The organism is Brevibacillus sp. 7WMA2 (assembly GCF_010748895.1).
Lineage (GTDB): Bacteria > Bacillota > Bacilli > Brevibacillales > Brevibacillaceae > Brevibacillus_B > Brevibacillus_B halotolerans.
Map to the genome: position 1 here is coordinate 3,969,984 of NZ_CP048799.1, position 14,768 is coordinate 3,984,751.

29 protein-coding genes are annotated in these 14,768 nt (G+C 42.8%); 28 read left to right on the plus strand and 1 reads right to left on the minus strand.

Going from position 1 to position 14,768, the window contains the following annotated elements; all coding sequences use genetic code 11:
• Positions 1–106 precede the first annotated feature (106 nt).
• A complete protein-coding gene (locus GOP56_RS16800) occupies positions 107–1,030 on the plus strand; it encodes a DMT family transporter (RefSeq protein WP_163246103.1) in 924 nt (307 codons plus the stop codon).
• Between the two features lie 45 nt (positions 1,031–1,075).
• Here the strand turns inward: GOP56_RS16800 and GOP56_RS16805 are convergent, their stop codons facing one another.
• Positions 1,076–1,480, minus strand: a complete 405-nt coding sequence (locus GOP56_RS16805; RefSeq protein WP_003333797.1) for a globin domain-containing protein — start codon at positions 1,478–1,480, stop codon at positions 1,076–1,078.
• Positions 1,481–1,741: 261 nt separating this feature from the next.
• On the opposite strand from GOP56_RS16805, the gene rpsJ reads away from it, so the two are divergent.
• The 27 genes from rpsJ (at position 1,742) to rpsM (ending at position 14,763) form a co-directional block, all read left to right on the plus strand.
• Entirely contained in the window at positions 1,742–2,050 is a 309-nt protein-coding gene (gene rpsJ / locus GOP56_RS16810) for a 30S ribosomal protein S10 (RefSeq protein WP_003333796.1), read from the plus strand.
• A gap of 148 nt (positions 2,051–2,198) precedes the next feature.
• Positions 2,199–2,825, plus strand: coding sequence for a 50S ribosomal protein L3 (gene rplC, locus GOP56_RS16815; RefSeq protein ID WP_003333795.1), 627 nt, complete (start codon positions 2,199–2,201; stop codon positions 2,823–2,825).
• Positions 2,826–2,842: 17 nt separating this feature from the next.
• Positions 2,843–3,466, plus strand: coding sequence for a 50S ribosomal protein L4 (gene rplD / locus GOP56_RS16820; protein ID WP_003333794.1), 624 nt, complete (start codon positions 2,843–2,845; stop codon positions 3,464–3,466).
• Positions 3,466–3,756 (plus strand): 50S ribosomal protein L23, encoded by a 291-nt coding sequence (gene rplW / locus GOP56_RS16825; RefSeq protein ID WP_003333793.1) that lies wholly within the window; start codon positions 3,466–3,468, stop codon positions 3,754–3,756. The genes rplD and rplW overlap by 1 nt, the downstream gene beginning before the upstream one ends.
• Before the next feature lie 33 nt (positions 3,757–3,789).
• The gene (gene rplB / locus GOP56_RS16830) at positions 3,790–4,620 is read left to right on the plus strand and encodes a 50S ribosomal protein L2 (RefSeq protein WP_003333792.1); all 831 of its coding nucleotides are present in this window, start codon (positions 3,790–3,792) and stop codon (positions 4,618–4,620) included.
• A 53-nt stretch (positions 4,621–4,673) separates the two neighbouring features.
• Positions 4,674–4,955: a 30S ribosomal protein S19 gene (gene rpsS / locus GOP56_RS16835; protein ID WP_003333791.1), complete on the plus strand. Its 282-nt coding sequence runs from the start codon at positions 4,674–4,676 to the stop codon at positions 4,953–4,955.
• Positions 4,956–4,985: 30 nt separating this feature from the next.
• A complete protein-coding gene (rplV, locus tag GOP56_RS16840) occupies positions 4,986–5,318 on the plus strand; it encodes a 50S ribosomal protein L22 (protein ID WP_003345155.1) in 333 nt (110 codons plus the stop codon).
• A 13-nt stretch (positions 5,319–5,331) separates the two neighbouring features.
• The gene (gene rpsC / locus GOP56_RS16845) at positions 5,332–5,994 is read left to right on the plus strand and encodes a 30S ribosomal protein S3 (protein ID WP_003333788.1); all 663 of its coding nucleotides are present in this window, start codon (positions 5,332–5,334) and stop codon (positions 5,992–5,994) included.
• Positions 5,995–5,996: 2 nt separating this feature from the next.
• Entirely contained in the window at positions 5,997–6,431 is a 435-nt protein-coding gene (gene rplP / locus GOP56_RS16850) for a 50S ribosomal protein L16 (RefSeq protein ID WP_003333787.1), read from the plus strand.
• Positions 6,421–6,618 (plus strand): 50S ribosomal protein L29, encoded by a 198-nt coding sequence (gene rpmC / locus GOP56_RS16855; protein ID WP_003333786.1) that lies wholly within the window; start codon positions 6,421–6,423, stop codon positions 6,616–6,618. The genes rplP and rpmC overlap by 11 nt, the downstream gene beginning before the upstream one ends.
• Before the next feature lie 22 nt (positions 6,619–6,640).
• Positions 6,641–6,907, plus strand: coding sequence for a 30S ribosomal protein S17 (gene rpsQ / locus GOP56_RS16860; RefSeq protein ID WP_003333785.1), 267 nt, complete (start codon positions 6,641–6,643; stop codon positions 6,905–6,907).
• A 59-nt stretch (positions 6,908–6,966) separates the two neighbouring features.
• Positions 6,967–7,335: a 50S ribosomal protein L14 gene (rplN, locus tag GOP56_RS16865; protein WP_003333784.1), complete on the plus strand. Its 369-nt coding sequence runs from the start codon at positions 6,967–6,969 to the stop codon at positions 7,333–7,335.
• Positions 7,336–7,383: 48 nt separating this feature from the next.
• On the plus strand, positions 7,384–7,698 hold the full coding sequence (rplX, locus tag GOP56_RS16870) for a 50S ribosomal protein L24 (RefSeq protein ID WP_003333783.1): 315 nt from the start codon (positions 7,384–7,386) through the stop codon (positions 7,696–7,698).
• Between the two features lie 26 nt (positions 7,699–7,724).
• The gene (gene rplE, locus GOP56_RS16875) at positions 7,725–8,267 is read left to right on the plus strand and encodes a 50S ribosomal protein L5 (RefSeq protein ID WP_003333782.1); all 543 of its coding nucleotides are present in this window, start codon (positions 7,725–7,727) and stop codon (positions 8,265–8,267) included.
• A gap of 24 nt (positions 8,268–8,291) precedes the next feature.
• Positions 8,292–8,477 carry a type Z 30S ribosomal protein S14 gene (locus GOP56_RS16880; RefSeq protein WP_003333781.1) on the plus strand — a complete coding sequence of 62 codons (186 nt, stop codon included), beginning with the start codon at positions 8,292–8,294 and terminating at the stop codon, positions 8,475–8,477.
• Between the two features lie 27 nt (positions 8,478–8,504).
• On the plus strand, positions 8,505–8,903 hold the full coding sequence (gene rpsH, locus GOP56_RS16885) for a 30S ribosomal protein S8 (RefSeq protein WP_003333780.1): 399 nt from the start codon (positions 8,505–8,507) through the stop codon (positions 8,901–8,903).
• A 30-nt stretch (positions 8,904–8,933) separates the two neighbouring features.
• Positions 8,934–9,470, plus strand: a complete 537-nt coding sequence (gene rplF / locus GOP56_RS16890; protein WP_003333779.1) for a 50S ribosomal protein L6 — start codon at positions 8,934–8,936, stop codon at positions 9,468–9,470.
• 33 nt (positions 9,471–9,503) lie between these two features.
• Complete coding sequence (gene rplR, locus GOP56_RS16895; protein ID WP_003333778.1) at positions 9,504–9,866, plus strand: 50S ribosomal protein L18; 363 nt, start codon at positions 9,504–9,506, stop codon at positions 9,864–9,866.
• Positions 9,867–9,895: 29 nt separating this feature from the next.
• The gene (gene rpsE / locus GOP56_RS16900) at positions 9,896–10,393 is read left to right on the plus strand and encodes a 30S ribosomal protein S5 (protein WP_003333777.1); all 498 of its coding nucleotides are present in this window, start codon (positions 9,896–9,898) and stop codon (positions 10,391–10,393) included.
• A 16-nt stretch (positions 10,394–10,409) separates the two neighbouring features.
• A complete protein-coding gene (rpmD, locus tag GOP56_RS16905; RefSeq protein WP_003345160.1) occupies positions 10,410–10,598 on the plus strand; it encodes a 50S ribosomal protein L30 in 189 nt (62 codons plus the stop codon).
• 31 nt (positions 10,599–10,629) lie between these two features.
• A complete protein-coding gene (gene rplO, locus GOP56_RS16910) occupies positions 10,630–11,070 on the plus strand; it encodes a 50S ribosomal protein L15 (RefSeq protein WP_003333776.1) in 441 nt (146 codons plus the stop codon).
• Entirely contained in the window at positions 11,070–12,365 is a 1,296-nt protein-coding gene (gene secY, locus GOP56_RS16915; RefSeq protein ID WP_003333775.1) for a preprotein translocase subunit SecY, read from the plus strand. The genes rplO and secY overlap by 1 nt, the downstream gene beginning before the upstream one ends.
• A gap of 108 nt (positions 12,366–12,473) precedes the next feature.
• Positions 12,474–13,118, plus strand: coding sequence for an adenylate kinase (locus tag GOP56_RS16920; protein ID WP_163246104.1), 645 nt, complete (start codon positions 12,474–12,476; stop codon positions 13,116–13,118).
• Positions 13,119–13,124: 6 nt separating this feature from the next.
• Positions 13,125–13,871, plus strand: coding sequence for a type I methionyl aminopeptidase (gene map / locus GOP56_RS16925; RefSeq protein WP_003333773.1), 747 nt, complete (start codon positions 13,125–13,127; stop codon positions 13,869–13,871).
• Between the two features lie 136 nt (positions 13,872–14,007).
• A complete protein-coding gene (gene infA, locus GOP56_RS16930) occupies positions 14,008–14,226 on the plus strand; it encodes a translation initiation factor IF-1 (RefSeq protein ID WP_003333772.1) in 219 nt (72 codons plus the stop codon).
• A gap of 31 nt (positions 14,227–14,257) precedes the next feature.
• A complete protein-coding gene (gene rpmJ, locus GOP56_RS16935) occupies positions 14,258–14,371 on the plus strand; it encodes a 50S ribosomal protein L36 (protein ID WP_003333770.1) in 114 nt (37 codons plus the stop codon).
• Between the two features lie 23 nt (positions 14,372–14,394).
• Positions 14,395–14,763 (plus strand): 30S ribosomal protein S13, encoded by a 369-nt coding sequence (gene rpsM / locus GOP56_RS16940; RefSeq protein ID WP_003333764.1) that lies wholly within the window; start codon positions 14,395–14,397, stop codon positions 14,761–14,763.
• Positions 14,764–14,768: the final 5 nt, after the last annotated feature.

Here is a 14,768-nt window from a genome sequence, read left to right on the forward strand (position 1 = left end):
GTTTTTTGTATGCTTTGTAAAAAATTACTTTTCAGCCACCCTATAGTCAAATCATTATCAACCTGTTACAATACCTTTCATATTTTGCTTGAGGAGTGGAACAGAAGTGGGCAAGAAAGATTCATACATCTATGTCATATTAACATCTGTAGTATGCTTCTGGGGACTTAATGTAGTAATGATCAAATATCTATCTTTTTTTCCTCCAGTGGTCATTGCAGCGATTCGAATGTTGATTGCCGCAATTGTATTGACGCCAATCCTATTTATTAGGAAAGAAAAATGTAAGATCTCAGTAAAGCAATGGCTGTTTATAGTAGCTATCGGCTCTACATCAATTGCTCTGCATCAGATTCTTTTAGCTTGGGGGCTTCAACATAGTACGGCTGGAAGCTCCTCATTGATTATGGCATTAAATCCTTTAGCCACTACCTTATTAGCCGCTATGTTTTTTGGAGAAAAGCTGGATTTGCGCAAGGGCTTAGGTATTTTACTTGGTTTTACTGGTGTAATTATTGCAGTTACATCAAAAGGGAATGGACAGATCTCCTTTGGATTGGGAGAGATTATTATTTTTGGATCTATGCTGATGTACGTAGTAGGTGGTTTGTTGGTAAGAGGAGCTAAATCTACTGGTCTGTCCGTGTGGGAGCTGACGGCGTATTCTCAGTGGATAGGTGCTATCATGTTAGGGATTTTGAGCGTGGGGATGTATCCTACATATATCTATCAGGAGATGAATATCAGTTGGTTTACCTGGTTTGTCATTTTTTGCTCAGGTGGCATTTCAAGTGGACTCGGATCATTAGGCTGGAATTATGGCATTCAAAAGATAGGGGCTAGTCAAACGTCCATTTTTCTCAATGGCATGCCAATAGCGAGCTTGCTTTTTGCTGCTTTGCTTATTGATGAGCCGTTTACTTATTTGGCTATAATTGCATTACTATGCACGGTTGCGGGAGTTTATCTAGGTTCTACAAAGTCGCATCCTGTGAAAATTCCACTACCTATCAAAGAAAGAGAAGTTTAAATGAAGCTCCAAGAGTGAAAAACTTATATTATATAGAAGGAACGCCTAGGAAGGCGTTCCTTCTTGTTGATTCCATTGATTAATCATATGGTGCGCTGTCAAAGTAAGTCGTTCAAAAATCTGAGATTTCATCGGTTCCTCTATCTCAGTATGATCTAGAGCTTGTTCCATACAAAGAAGCCAAGCTCCTGCTCGTTTTGGAGTAATTTCAAAAGGCAAGTGACGCGCGCGAAGCATGGGATGTCCATGTTTTTCAGAATAGAGAGAAGGTCCACCAAGAAATTGAGTAAGAAACAAATATTGCTTTGCTTTTACTTCTGTAAGATCGGATGGAAAAATAGGAATTAAGTCTTCATGCTTGGCAACCAAATCATAGAAGTGATTTACTAGTTTCCTAAGGGTGGGAGCTCCTCCAATTTGGTCATAAAGGCTTCCAGACTTTTCAATCACATGAAGGCTCCTTTCTATTGTATAATAGCAAAAGTCGTAGCTCGCATAACTCTATTATACTTGTTTGATTAGAAATTCATAGGAATTACAAAAAAAACTTGCAATGCCTATATTTCTTTAGTAAAATAGTGAATGTTGGTCATGGACTTGCGATGATGCGGGAGGTTGCTGACACACCCGGCTCCTTTGCCATTGCTGGGGTGCAGGATATTTTCGCGGAGAAATGTCCGTTATAATATGGGCGAAAAAGGAGGGACTACAATGGCAAAACAAAAGATTCGTATCCGATTGAAAGCATATGATCATAAGATTCTAGATCAATCAGCAGAAAAAATCGTAGAAACTGCGAAACGTTCCGGTGCAAATGTATCTGGTCCGATTCCACTTCCTACTGAGAAAGCTGTGTACACAATTCTTCGTGCGGTTCATAAGTATAAAGATTCTCGTGAGCAATTCGAAATGCGTACGCATAAGCGTCTAATTGATATCTTGAATCCAACACCACAAACGGTTGATGCACTAATGCGTTTGGATCTACCATCTGGTGTTGATATTGAGATTAAGCTTTAATCTCTACCTAGAGCGCGACACGCTAGCTAGCGTTGTCTTGATGAGTACGGAAGTTAAAGGATTCACCATATAGCTCCCCTGCTCGTCAGTAGGGACTTGATACAACAAAGGTCATTTTATGAAAATGTTAATGTAGGAGGTGGCACAAATGACCAAAGGAATCTTAGGAAAAAAACTTGGAATGACTCAAGTTTTCGCTGAAAATGGTACAGCAACTGCTGTAACTGTAATCCAAGCAGGTCCTTGCGTGGTTCTTCAAAAGAAGGATCAAGCGACTGATGGATATGAGGCAATTCAGATCGGTTACGACGATAAGAAAGAAAATCGTACGAACAAACCTGAAAAAGGGCATGCAGCTAAAGCTAACACTGCACCTAAGCGCTTCATCCGTGAAATCAACGGAATTAACCTCGCTGATTATGAGGTAGGTCAAGAACTTAAAGCCGATATTTTTGCCGCAGGAGAGTTTGTAGACGTGTCCGGCGAGTCAAAAGGTAAAGGTTTTGCAGGTTCTATCAAACGCCACAACCACGCTCGTGGACCAATGGCTCACGGTTCTCGTTACCATCGTGGACCAGGTTCCATGGGTTCTATCGCAGCTAACCGTGTATTCAAAGGTATGAAATTGCCTGGTCAAATGGGTGGCGAAAAAGTAACAATCCAAAATCTTGAGGTTGTTAAAGTTGATACAGACCGTAACTTGATTCTTGTTAAAGGTTCCATACCTGGACCTAAAAACAGCTACGTAGTCGTGCGTACGGCTGTCAAGAAATAAGGAAAGGAGGAACTGACATGCCAAAAGTAGCTCTTTATAACCAAACAGGTGCGCAAGTAGGCGACATCGAATTGGCTGAAGCTGTATTCGGTATCGAACCAAACAACGCTGTACTGTTTGATGCAATCGTTATGCAACAAGCTTCTCAACGCCAAGGTACTCACGATGTTAAAAATCGTTCTGAAGTACGTGGTGGTGGACGCAAACCATGGCGTCAAAAAGGTACTGGTCGTGCACGCCAAGGATCTATTCGCTCTCCTCAATGGAAAGGCGGCGGCGTAGTATTCGGACCTACACCTCGTAAATATGGATATAAGCTAAACCGTAAAGTTCGTCGTTTGGCTCTTAAATCCGCTCTATCTACAAAAGTACAAAACAATGAATTGTTGGTACTAGATGCATTGACTTTGTCTGCTCCTAAAACTAAGGAATTTGCTGGTATTCTTTCTAGCTTGAAAGTTGATCGTAAAGTTCTTATCGTAACAGCAGACTTTGATCAAAACATCGCTCTTTCTTCTCGCAACATCCCAGGTGCTAAGTGCATTGATGCTGCTGGCGTTAACGTTCTTGACCTAGTTGCTCATGATAAAGTAATCGTAACTAAAGAAGCGGTTGCTAAAGTAGAGGAGGTGCTCGCATAATGAAGAGCCTTCATGATGTTATCAAGCGCCCTATCATTACTGAGCGCACCACCGATATGATGGCTGACAAGAAGTACGTTTTCGAAGTACCTATGAAAGCCAACAAAACGGAAATCAAACAAGCTATTGAGAAAGTTTTCGGCGTAAAAGTTGAAGCAGTTAACACAATTCGCGTTGCTGCAAAACCTAAACGCTATGGTAAATATGCTGGATACACTTCTGAGTGGAAAAAAGCAATCGTTAAATTGACTGCTGATAGCAAAGAGCTAGAATTCTACGAAGGTATTTAAGCTCGACGACTTTCTATAAGGAGGGAATAAGGAATGGGTATCAAGAAGTTTAAACCGACTTCTCCGAGTCGTCGCCATATGACGGTTTCTACCTTCGAAGAGATCACAACCTCCACTCCGGAGAAATCTCTTCTACAACCGCTTAACAAAAAAGCTGGACGTAATAACCAAGGTAAGATTACTGTTCGTCATCAAGGTGGCGGCCATAAGCGTAAATATCGTGTTATCGATTTCAAACGTAACAAAGATGGTATCGTAGGTCGCGTAGCTACTATCGAATACGATCCAAACCGTTCTGCAAACATCGCGTTAATTAACTACGTTGATGGTGAAAAGCGTTACATCATCGCTCCACATGGTTTGAAAGTTGGAGATGAGATTGTATCTGGCGCAGATGCAGACATCAAAACAGGTAACTGCTTACCACTTGTAAACATTCCTGTTGGTACAACAATCCACAACATCGAGTTGAAACCAGGTAAAGGTGCTCAGTTGGTTCGTGCAGCTGGTACTTCTGCTCAATTGCTAGGTCGCGATGGCGAATTCGTAATCGTGCGTCTAGGTTCTGGTGAAACTCGCCGTATCCACAACGTATGCCGTGCTACTATCGGTCAAGTTGGTAACTTGGATCATGAGTTGATCAACATCGGTAAAGCTGGTCGTAAACGTTGGTTGGGCGTACGTCCTACTGTTCGCGGTAGCGTAATGAACCCTAACGATCACCCACACGGTGGTGGTGAAGGTCGCGCTCCTATCGGTCGTAAAGCACCAGTTACTCCTTGGGGTAAACCTGCATTGGGTCTTAAGACTCGTAAGAAGAAAAACAAGAACGATAAATACATTATCCGTCGCCGTAAGAAGTAAGATCGGATAATACAATAAACCGAACGCCTTTGGCGAAGGGAGGTTTCTGAACTATGGGTCGTAGCTTGAAGAAAGGTCCTTTCGTGGACGACCACTTGATGAAAAAGGTTGATGCTTTGAACGAGAAAAACGAGAAGAAAGTTGTCAAAACTTGGTCTCGCCGTTCTACTATCTTCCCTGATTTTATCGGTCATACATTCGCTGTATACGATGGTCGTAAACATGTTCCTGTATACGTGACTGAAGATATGGTCGGACACAAATTAGGTGAATTCGCACCTACTCGTACCTTCAGGGGTCACGTCGACAACGACAAAAAATCCAAGAAGCGCTAATTATTCTCTTCATAGAGGGGAGGTACAAACATGGAATCTAAAGCAGTTGCTCGTAATATTCGAATCGCGCCTCGTAAAGTGCGTCTAGTTATCGATCTAATCAGAGGCAAGAAAATTGGAGAAGCTCTAGGTATTTTGAAACACACTCCTAAAGCAGGTTCTCCAGTAGTAGAGAAGCTTTTAAACTCTGCGATTGCTAATGCTGAGCACAACCACAACATGGACGTTGAGAATCTTGTTGTGAGTCAAATTTTCGTAGATCAAGGTCCTACCTTGAAACGATTCCGCCCACGTGCAATGGGTCGTGCTAGCCGTATTCATAAGCGCACTAGCCACATTACAGTGGTACTAAACGAAAAATAAGGAGGGAAATTGAGTGGGACAAAAGGTAAGTCCGGTCGGTCTGCGAGTTGGCGTAATTCGTGACTGGGAATCCAGATGGTATGCTGATAAGGACTTCGCAACTTTGTTGCATGAAGACCTTCACATTCGTAAATACATCAAAGGTCGTCTTAAAGACGCTGCTGTATCTACAGTTGAAATCGAACGCGCTGCAAATCGCGTAAACGTAACAATTCACACTGCTAAGCCTGGTATGGTTATCGGTAAAGGTGGCTCTGAAGTTGAAACACTTCGTAAAGCTCTTTCCCAACTTACTAGCAAGCGTGTACACATCAATATCAATGAGATCAAGAAACCTGATCTTGACGCTACTCTAGTAGCTGAAAACATTGCTCGTCAATTGGAAAACCGTATTTCTTTCCGTCGTGCACAAAAGCAAACAATCACTCGTTCTTTGCGTGCAGGTGCGAAAGGTATCAAAACACTTGTTAGTGGTCGTCTAGGTGGAGCTGATATCGCTCGTTCTGAAGGTTACAGCGAAGGTACTGTACCTCTTCATACATTGCGTGCTGACATCGACTATGGTACAGCTGAAGCTCACACTACTTATGGCCGCATCGGTGTAAAAGTATGGATCTACCGTGGTGAAGTTCTTCCAACTAAGAAGAACGTTGCACGAGTGGAAGGAGGCAAGTAAACATGTTGATGCCTAAACGCGTGAAGCATCGTAAACAACATCGTCCGAAGTTGTCCGGTAACGCTAAAGGCGGTACAACTGTTGCTTTCGGTGAATATGGCCTCCAAGCTCTTGAACCAGCTTGGGTAACGAATCGTCAAATCGAGGCAGCACGTATTGCGATGACACGTTATATCCGTCGTGGCGGTAAAGTTTGGATTAAAGTTTTCCCAGACAGACCGATTACACAAAAACCTCTAGAAGTCCGCATGGGTTCTGGTAAAGGTTCCGTTGAAAAATGGATTGCTGTAGTTAAACCAGGTAAAGTTATGTTTGAACTTGCTGGTGTATCTGAAGAAGTAGCGCGTGAAGCTATGCGTCTTGCTATGCACAAACTACCTGTTAAGTGTAAGTTTGTTAAGCGCGAAGAAGTGGGTGGTGACGCACATGAAGGCTAATGAATACCGCAATCTAACCACTGCCGAGATCGAACAAAACGTTTCTTCTTTGAAAGAAGAATTGTTCAACCTTCGTTTTCAATTAGCTACTGGCCAATTGGAAAACACGGCTCGTATTAAGCAAGTGCGTAAGGATATCGCATGCGCGAAAACTATCCTACGCCAACGTGAATTAGGAATCGGCTAATATAAGGAAGGAGGTTCCAACGATGACCGCACAACGCAATTTGCGTAGAACGCTGGTAGGTCGTGTAGTATCAGACAAAATGGATAAAACCGTTGTTGTTCTGGTTGAAACCTACAAAAAACATACGTTGTATGGTAAGCGTGTGAAGTACTCTAAAAAGTTCAAAGCACACGATGAAAACAATACAGCTAAAATCGGTGATATCGTAGAAATTATGGAAACTCGTCCGCTTTCTAAGGACAAGAGATTCCGTCTTGTAAAAGTAGTACAAGAAGCTGTCATTGTATAAGATAGCTTACTATATGATAGACTCGGATAAAACATCACATCCGAAGGGAGTGACTCAGAATGATCCAAACTCAATCCAGACTAGCAGTTGCTGACAACTCTGGTGCTAAAGAATTAATGTGCATTAAGGTTCTTGGTGGATCTGGCCGCAAGACTGCTAACGTAGGCGACATTATCGTTTGCTCTGTCAAAGCTGCTACACCCGGAGGAGTTGTCAAGAAAGGTCAAGTAGTTAAGGCTGTTATCGTTCGTACCGTTAGTGGTGTACGTCGTAACGATGGTTCTTACATCCGCTTCGACCAGAATGCAGCGGTAGTTATCAAAGATGATAACTCTCCACGTGGTACACGTATCTTTGGACCGGTTGCTCGTGAGCTTCGTGAAAAAGATTTCATGAAGATCATCTCTCTGGCTCCTGAGGTTATCTAAATTAACGTAACAAATTTGTATTTTGTTCGATAGGAGGTGCACCCAGCGATGCACGTAAAAAAAGGCGATATGGTTATCGTTACTGCGGGCAAAGACAAAGGTAAAAAAGGTCAAGTATTGGCTGCTTTACCTAAAAAAGACCGTGTGTTGGTAGAAGGTATTAATCTTGTGAAGAAGCATGCTCGTCCTTCTCAAGCGAATCCTCAAGGCGGAATCGTAACACAAGAAGCTGCTATCCACGTTTCTAATGTCTCTCTAATTGACCCTAAAACAGGAAAACCTACCCGCGTAGGTTACAAAGTATTAGAGAACGGTAAAAAAGTTCGGGTTGCGAAAAAATCTGGCGAAGTAATCGATAAGTAGTCAGGTCGGAAAGGAGGTTGTCTTAAATGGCAGCAAGATTGAAAGATAAGTACTTGCAGGAAATCGTTCCTAGCTTGATGACTAAGTTTAACTACAAAACTGTCATGCAAGTTCCTAAAGTAGAGAAAATCGTAATCAACATTGGTGTTGGTGAAGCAGTTGCTAACGCAAAAGCTATCGATACAGCCATTGAAGATTTGCAATTAATCGCTGGTCAAAAACCAATTGTTACTCGTGCGAAGAAGTCTATCGCTGGTTTCAAATTGCGTGAAGGTATGCCAATCGGTGCGAAGGTAACACTTCGTGGTGAGCGTATGTACCAATTCCTCGATAAATTGATGAACGTATCTCTACCACGTGTTCGTGACTTCCGTGGTATTTCATCCAAAGCTTTTGACGGTCGTGGAAACTATACTCTTGGTCTTAAAGAGCAATTGATTTTTCCAGAGATCGAATACGATAAAATTGATAAGGTTCGCGGTATGGACATCGTAGTGGTAACATCTGCGAAAACTGACGAAGAAGCTCGTGAACTTCTAACTCAGATGGGTATGCCATTCCGTAAATAAACCCTATCGTAAGGAGGGACAATTGTGGCAAAGAAATCTATGATCGTGAAGCAACAGCGTGATCCAAAGTTTAAAGTTCGTGCGTATACTCGTTGCGAACGTTGCGGTCGTCCGCACTCTGTGCTTCGCAAATTTAAACTGTGCCGTATTTGCTTCCGTGAATTGGCTTACAAAGGCCAAATTCCAGGTGTAAAGAAAGCCAGCTGGTAATATAGACGGGAAGGAGGTTTTTCTCTCATGGTAATGACTGATCCAGTTGCTGATATGCTAACTCGTGTCCGCAATGCGAACATGGTTCGTCACGAGAAAGTTGAAATTCCTGCATCTAACCTGAAGAAGGAAATTGCTCGTATTTTGAAAGAAGAGGGCTTTATCCGTGATGCGGAATTTATTGAAGACAACAAGCAAGGAATCATTCGTTTGTTCCTTAAATACGGGGTTAACAACGAACGTGTAATCACTGGCCTAAAACGTATCAGTAAGCCAGGACACCGTGTTTATGCTAACAACAATGAAATTCCTCGTGTATTAGGCGGACTAGGTGTCGCTTTGATCTCTACTTCCAAAGGTGTTTTGACTGACAAGCAAGCTCGTCAAGCGCATGTTGGTGGAGAAGTACTAGCTTATATTTGGTAATCTTAGATTTACGCACAGGAGGTGCAAGTCATGTCACGTGTCGGTAAAAAACCGATTACGGTTCCTGCAGGCGTTACTTTAACTCTGAACGGTACAGAGTTGACAGTAAAAGGCCCTAAGGGTACTCTCGTTCGTAACTTTCATCCGGACATCAAAATCAACATTTCTGAATCTGAAGTAAACGTTGAACGTCCGTCTGACAATAAACTTCATCGTTCTCTCCATGGTACTACTCGTGCCTTGGTTTCGAACATGGTTGTAGGTGTATCTGAAGGTTTCACTCGTACACTTGAACTAGTAGGTGTAGGTTATCGTGGAGCTAAGTCTGCTAACGGTGTAACTCTTTCTTTAGGTTTCTCTCACCCAGTTGAGGTAACTCCTGAAAAAGGAATCGAATTAGAATTAACTAACCAAACAACACTTGTTGTTAAAGGTATCGATAAAGAGCGTGTAGGCCAAGTGGCTGCTGAAATCCGTTCTCTACGTAAACCTGAGCCTTACAAAGGTAAAGGTATTCGTTACAGCAATGAAGTTGTTCGTCGTAAAGAAGGTAAAAAAGGTAAATAAGCCGCATAGTTTCATCAGAAAGGAGGCCGCTTAATGTTTACGAAAAACGATAAAAACAAAGCACGGAAAAAACGTCAACTGCGTATTCGTAAGCGTGTAATGGGTTCTGCTGCTCGTCCACGTTTGAACGTTTTCCGTTCTTCTAAGCATATCTATGCTCAGTTAATCGATGATGTAGCAGGTACAACTCTTGCAGCTGCATCTTCACTTGATAAAGAGCTTAACTTAAATAACGGTTCTAATACCGAAGCAGCAACTGCTGTTGGTAACTTGATCGCAGCACGCGCTCAAGAAAAAGGTCTCACTGAAATCGTCTTTGACCGTGGTGGTTACTTGTACCATGGACGTGTTAAAGCACTAGCTGATGCAGCACGTGAAGCTGGTCTGCAATTCTAGGAGACAATAAGATACAAGGAGGGAAAAGAATGCGTATCGACGCTAGCAAATTAGAGCTAGAAGAAAGAGTCGTCGCTGTTAACCGCGTAGCGAAAGTGGTTAAGGGTGGTCGTCGCTTCAGCTTTAGCGCACTAGTAGTAGTAGGCGATAAGAACGGCCATGTTGGCTCTGGTATGGGTAAAGCCCAAGAAGTACCAGACGCTATTCGTAAAGCAATTGATGACGCGAAGAAAAACATGATTCGCGTACCTTTAAAAGGAACTACCATCCCTCACGAAGTTTTGTGCCATTTCGGTTCTGGCCGCGTATTGATCAAGCCAGCTTCTGAAGGTACAGGAGTTATCGCGGGTGGCCCAGTTCGTGCGGTACTTGAACTTGCAGGTGTAGGTGACGTGTTGAGTAAATCTTTGGGTTCTAACAACCCAATCAACATGGTTAGCGCTACTCTTGAAGGTCTTAGCCGTCTGAAAACTGCTGAGGACGTAGCTAAACTTCGCGGAAAAACTGTCGCAGAACTTTTAGGATAGAAGGAGGGAAAGGGACATGGCGAAATCATTACAAATCACGCTAAAACGTAGCCTAATCGGTCGTCCGGCTGACCAGAAGGAAACGGTGAAAGCCCTTGGCCTTCGCAAAATCCATCAAACAGTAGAAAAACAAGACAACGTAGCAATGCGTGGTATGATTTTCAAAGTTAAACATCTTGTAGATGTAAAGGAAATCGGAGAATAAGCTACAGATTGATAGTGAGGAGGTGCAACCTATGAAATTGCATGAACTTAAACCAGCAGAAGGTTCCCGTCATGAGCGTAAACGTCTAGGACGTGGTATCGGAAGCGGAACTGGTAAAACAGCTGGTAAAGGTCACAAAGGTCAAAATGCTCGTTCTGGTGGTGGCGTACGCCCAGGATTTGAGGGTGGTCAAAACCCACTATTCCGTCGTTTACCTAAACGTGGCTTCCACAACATCAACCGCAAAGAGTTTGCAATCGTATCTCTAGATGCATTGAACCGCTTTGCTGAAGGTACAGTGGTTACACCTGAGTTGCTTAAAGAAACAGGAGTTATCAGTGCTCTTCGTGATGGCGTGAAAGTTTTGGCTAACGGTGAATTAACAGTGAAGCTAACAGTAAAAGCTCACAAATTCTCTGGTGCTGCTGCTGAAAAGATTGCTCAAGTCGGTGGAACCACTGAGGTGATCTAATGTTAGGATCTTTTTCTAACATCTTTAAGATAGGCGACCTGCGTCGAAAGGTGTTTTTCACTCTTTTGATGCTTGTCGTCTTCCGAATTGGAACCCACGTTCCTGTGCCTAACATCAATGTTGATTTACTTCAAGGTAATACCAACAATTTTGTAGGTCTTCTGGATACATTCTCTGGTGGTGCATTGAAAAAGTTCTCTATCTTCGCGATGGGAATTATGCCATACATCACTGCTTCGATCATTATGCAGCTTCTTTCCATGGATGTGGTTCCGAAGTTTACGCAATGGTCGAAGGAAGGAGAAGTGGGACGTCGCAAAATTGCGCAGGTAACACGCTACGGTACGATTGTTCTTGGATTTATCCAATCACTTGGTATGACCTATGGTTTTAACCGAATGATGAACGGATTAGTTACTGATACATCTTGGAGCAGCTTTTTGTTAATTGCTTTGACTCTAACAGCAGGAACTGCTTTTTTGCTGTGGTTAGGTGAGCAAATTACCGAAAAGGGCATTGGTAATGGTATTTCCATTATCATCATGGCGGGTATCGTCGCCAATATACCTGGTGGGATTCATACGATCTATGAGATGCAGTTTAACAATCCCAACTCGCAAGTTTTCTTTGGAGTTATTAAAATCTTGCTGATTCTACTTGCAGTTCTATTACTGATTGTAGGGATTATCTACATGCAACAAGGCTTGCGTAAGATTCCTGTTCAGTATGCGAAACGTGTTGTAGGACGCAAGATGTATGGTGGACAGTCTTCTCATATTCCACTAAAAGTCAACTCAGCAGGGGTTATTCCGGTAATCTTCGCTGTGTCGCTAGTAGTGTTCCCGTCAACAATCGCTAGTTTCTGGGTTAAACCAACTGGTGAAGGAATTGCTAACTGGATTTATAACAACTTCCAAGTTAGCGCTCCGCTTGGTATGACGCTCTATGCGGTGTTAATCATTGGCTTTACGTTCTTCTATACATTTGTTCAGATGAATCCTGCTCAAATGGCAGAAAATATGAGAAAGAATGGCGGTTACATTCCTGGAATTCGCCCTGGTACTAACACCGAGGTATATATTACTCGTACATTAACTCGCCTAACGTTCGCCGGTGCTATATTCCTGACTATCATCTCACTATTGCCTTTCGCTTTTAGTAAGATGTTTGGATTACCTAACACGATTTATATCGGTGGTACTTCCATCTTGATTATGATTGGGGTTGTTCTCGACACCATGAAACAAATCGAGAGCCAGCTTATACAGCGTCATTACAAAGGCTTCATTAAATAACGAGTATAATAATCACCTCTGAACCTCCTAATGGGAGAGGATCTGGTGCAGAAAGAATTCTTTAAGGATTTCCTTATAGGGTCTTTCGTAAGTGGACGGGGGATTGACATGAATATAATTTTGATGGGTCTTCCTGGAGCCGGTAAAGGCACACAGGCAGAGCGTATCGTAGAAACCTTTAACATTCCACACATCTCTACCGGAGATATGTTCCGGGCTGCTATTAAGAACCAGACTCCATTAGGCTTGGAAGCAAAGTCCTACATGGATAAAGGTAACTTGGTACCGGATGAGATTACGATCGGCATTGTGCGGGAACGTTTAAGTAAAGATGATTGTGCAAAAGGATTTCTTCTCGATGGTTTTCCGCGCACAGTTCCACAAGCTGAAGCATTAAGCTCCATGCTAAAAGAACTGGGACGTGAACTTGACCACGTGATTAACATCGAGGTTCGCCGCGAGTTGTTAATTGAACGTCTTACTGGTCGCTGGATCTGCCCAACTTGCGCTGCGAGCTACCACACAGTGTTTAACCCACCTCAAGTGGATGGAATCTGTGACAAAGATGGCAGCAAGCTATTCCAACGAGATGATGACAAAGCAGAAGTAGTAACACAACGTTTAGATGTTAATATTTCTCAAGCTAATCTTTTAGTTGATTACTACTCCAAAGAGGGTATCTTGCGTACAACCAATGGGGAACAGGATATCGACAAGGTGTTTGAAAATATTGCCACGTTATTGCGAGGGTAAGCGATAATGATTAATATAAAGTCTAAAGCTGAACTTGAGATAATGAGGGAAGCTGGCCGAATTGTCGCTTTAACTCATCAACAACTGGCAAACTTCATAAAGCCGGGTGTTACTACAAAGGAACTTGATGAGCTGGCCGAAACTTTTATTCGCAGTCATAATGCGATTCCGTCGTTTAAGGGCTACGGTGGGTTTACAGGCAGTATCTGTGCCTCAGTCAATGAGGAACTCGTACATGGAATTCCAGGAAAACGGGCATTGCAAGAAGGAGATATCATCAGCATAGATATTGGTGCTAAGTTCCAAGGTTATCATGGTGACTCAGCCTGGACCTATGCTGTTGGTAACATCTCTGTGGATGATCAGCGCCTGATGCAAGTCACGGAAGAGTCCTTATATAAAGGTTTAGCGAAAGCAATTCCTGATGGACGTCTTTCTGATATCTCTCATGAGATTCAACTACATGCGGAAGCTGCTGGTTATTCAATTGTCCGCGAGTACGTGGGACATGGAATCGGTCAAAGTTTGCATGAAGATCCACAAATTCCTAATTATGGTTCTCCTAACAGAGGGCCAAGATTAAAGCCAGGAATGGTTTTAGCAATCGAGCCGATGGTGAATGCTGGCGAGCGTTATGTCCGCACATTGGAGGACAATTGGACGGTCGTAACAGTGGATGGGAAAAAGTGTGCGCACTATGAACACACCATCGCGATTACGGAAGATGGCTATGAGATCTTGACTAGACCCTAAACGAAGGTGAACTGGAAGATTGTCGTTCAACGTGTTGACGATAAGTTTGTTCAAGTAGCCGAGAAGTTTCTCGAGGCATTATGATGATGCCAAACTCATGGTCTGACTGTATAAACAGTTGAAAGGAGACTAGCCAATGGCCAAAGACGACGTAATTGAAGTAGAAGGTACCGTCATCGAACCATTGCCAAATGCAATGTTCCGTGTTGAGCTGGAAAATGGACATAAAGTATTGGCACATGTATCTGGAAAAATTCGAATGCACTTCATTCGTATTCTTCCTGGAGACAAGGTAACTGTCGAACTATCGCCTTACGATTTAACTCGCGGGCGTATTACGTACCGTTACAAATAATTTTAACCCCTAGAAAAGGGAGGCAAGAACCATGAAAGTAAGACCGTCGGTAAAACCGATTTGCGAAAAGTGCAAAGTTATCCGTCGCAAAGGTAACGTTATGGTTATTTGTGAAAATCCAAAACATAAGCAAAAACAAGGATAAATTTAAGGAGGTGCTTTAGAAGAATGGCACGTATTGCAGGCGTCGACTTGCCTCGTGAAAAACGAGTGGAAATCGCACTTACCTATATCTTCGGTATCGGTCGCTCTACTTCCAAACGCATTCTTGCGGAAGCTGGCGTAGATGCTAATGCTCGTGTTCGTGATTTGACTGAAGATGAAGTTAACAAACTTCGTGAATTCATCGACAAGAACATCAAAGTTGAGGGGGACCTTCGTCGTGAAATCTCTCTTAACATTAAACGCTTGATGGAAATTGGTTGCTTCCGTGGTATCCGCCATCGTCGTGGTTTACCAGTTCGTGGTCAACGTTCTAAAACAAATGCTCGTACACGTAAAGGTCCTCGTCGTACAGTAGCGAACAAGAAGAAGTAAAGGAG

What these genes read in the sequence shown, in the direction of transcription:
- rpsJ (WP_003333796.1), top strand. Translation starts at nt 1,742, where the DNA reads ATGGCAAAACAAAAGATTCGTATCCGATTGAAAGCATATGATCATAAG.
- rplC (WP_003333795.1), top strand. Translation starts at nt 2,199, where the DNA reads ATGACCAAAGGAATCTTAGGAAAAAAACTTGGAATGACTCAAGTTTTC.
- rplD (WP_003333794.1), top strand. Translation starts at nt 2,843, where the DNA reads ATGCCAAAAGTAGCTCTTTATAACCAAACAGGTGCGCAAGTAGGCGAC.
- rplW (WP_003333793.1), top strand. Translation starts at nt 3,466, where the DNA reads ATGAAGAGCCTTCATGATGTTATCAAGCGCCCTATCATTACTGAGCGC.
- rplB (WP_003333792.1), top strand. Translation starts at nt 3,790, where the DNA reads ATGGGTATCAAGAAGTTTAAACCGACTTCTCCGAGTCGTCGCCATATG.
- rpsS (WP_003333791.1), top strand. Translation starts at nt 4,674, where the DNA reads ATGGGTCGTAGCTTGAAGAAAGGTCCTTTCGTGGACGACCACTTGATG.
- rplV (WP_003345155.1), top strand. Translation starts at nt 4,986, where the DNA reads ATGGAATCTAAAGCAGTTGCTCGTAATATTCGAATCGCGCCTCGTAAA.
- rplP (WP_003333787.1), top strand. Translation starts at nt 5,997, where the DNA reads ATGTTGATGCCTAAACGCGTGAAGCATCGTAAACAACATCGTCCGAAG.
- rpmC (WP_003333786.1), top strand. Translation starts at nt 6,421, where the DNA reads ATGAAGGCTAATGAATACCGCAATCTAACCACTGCCGAGATCGAACAA.
- rpsQ (WP_003333785.1), top strand. Translation starts at nt 6,641, where the DNA reads ATGACCGCACAACGCAATTTGCGTAGAACGCTGGTAGGTCGTGTAGTA.
- rplN (WP_003333784.1), top strand. Translation starts at nt 6,967, where the DNA reads ATGATCCAAACTCAATCCAGACTAGCAGTTGCTGACAACTCTGGTGCT.
- rplX (WP_003333783.1), top strand. Translation starts at nt 7,384, where the DNA reads ATGCACGTAAAAAAAGGCGATATGGTTATCGTTACTGCGGGCAAAGAC.
- rplE (WP_003333782.1), top strand. Translation starts at nt 7,725, where the DNA reads ATGGCAGCAAGATTGAAAGATAAGTACTTGCAGGAAATCGTTCCTAGC.
- rpsH (WP_003333780.1), top strand. Translation starts at nt 8,505, where the DNA reads ATGGTAATGACTGATCCAGTTGCTGATATGCTAACTCGTGTCCGCAAT.
- rplF (WP_003333779.1), top strand. Translation starts at nt 8,934, where the DNA reads ATGTCACGTGTCGGTAAAAAACCGATTACGGTTCCTGCAGGCGTTACT.
- rplR (WP_003333778.1), top strand. Translation starts at nt 9,504, where the DNA reads ATGTTTACGAAAAACGATAAAAACAAAGCACGGAAAAAACGTCAACTG.
- rpsE (WP_003333777.1), top strand. Translation starts at nt 9,896, where the DNA reads ATGCGTATCGACGCTAGCAAATTAGAGCTAGAAGAAAGAGTCGTCGCT.
- rpmD (WP_003345160.1), top strand. Translation starts at nt 10,410, where the DNA reads ATGGCGAAATCATTACAAATCACGCTAAAACGTAGCCTAATCGGTCGT.
- rplO (WP_003333776.1), top strand. Translation starts at nt 10,630, where the DNA reads ATGAAATTGCATGAACTTAAACCAGCAGAAGGTTCCCGTCATGAGCGT.
- secY (WP_003333775.1), top strand. Translation starts at nt 11,070, where the DNA reads ATGTTAGGATCTTTTTCTAACATCTTTAAGATAGGCGACCTGCGTCGA.
- GOP56_RS16920 (WP_163246104.1), top strand. Translation starts at nt 12,474, where the DNA reads ATGAATATAATTTTGATGGGTCTTCCTGGAGCCGGTAAAGGCACACAG.
- map (WP_003333773.1), top strand. Translation starts at nt 13,125, where the DNA reads ATGATTAATATAAAGTCTAAAGCTGAACTTGAGATAATGAGGGAAGCT.
- infA (WP_003333772.1), top strand. Translation starts at nt 14,008, where the DNA reads ATGGCCAAAGACGACGTAATTGAAGTAGAAGGTACCGTCATCGAACCA.
- rpmJ (WP_003333770.1), top strand. Translation starts at nt 14,258, where the DNA reads ATGAAAGTAAGACCGTCGGTAAAACCGATTTGCGAAAAGTGCAAAGTT.
- rpsM (WP_003333764.1), top strand. Translation starts at nt 14,395, where the DNA reads ATGGCACGTATTGCAGGCGTCGACTTGCCTCGTGAAAAACGAGTGGAA.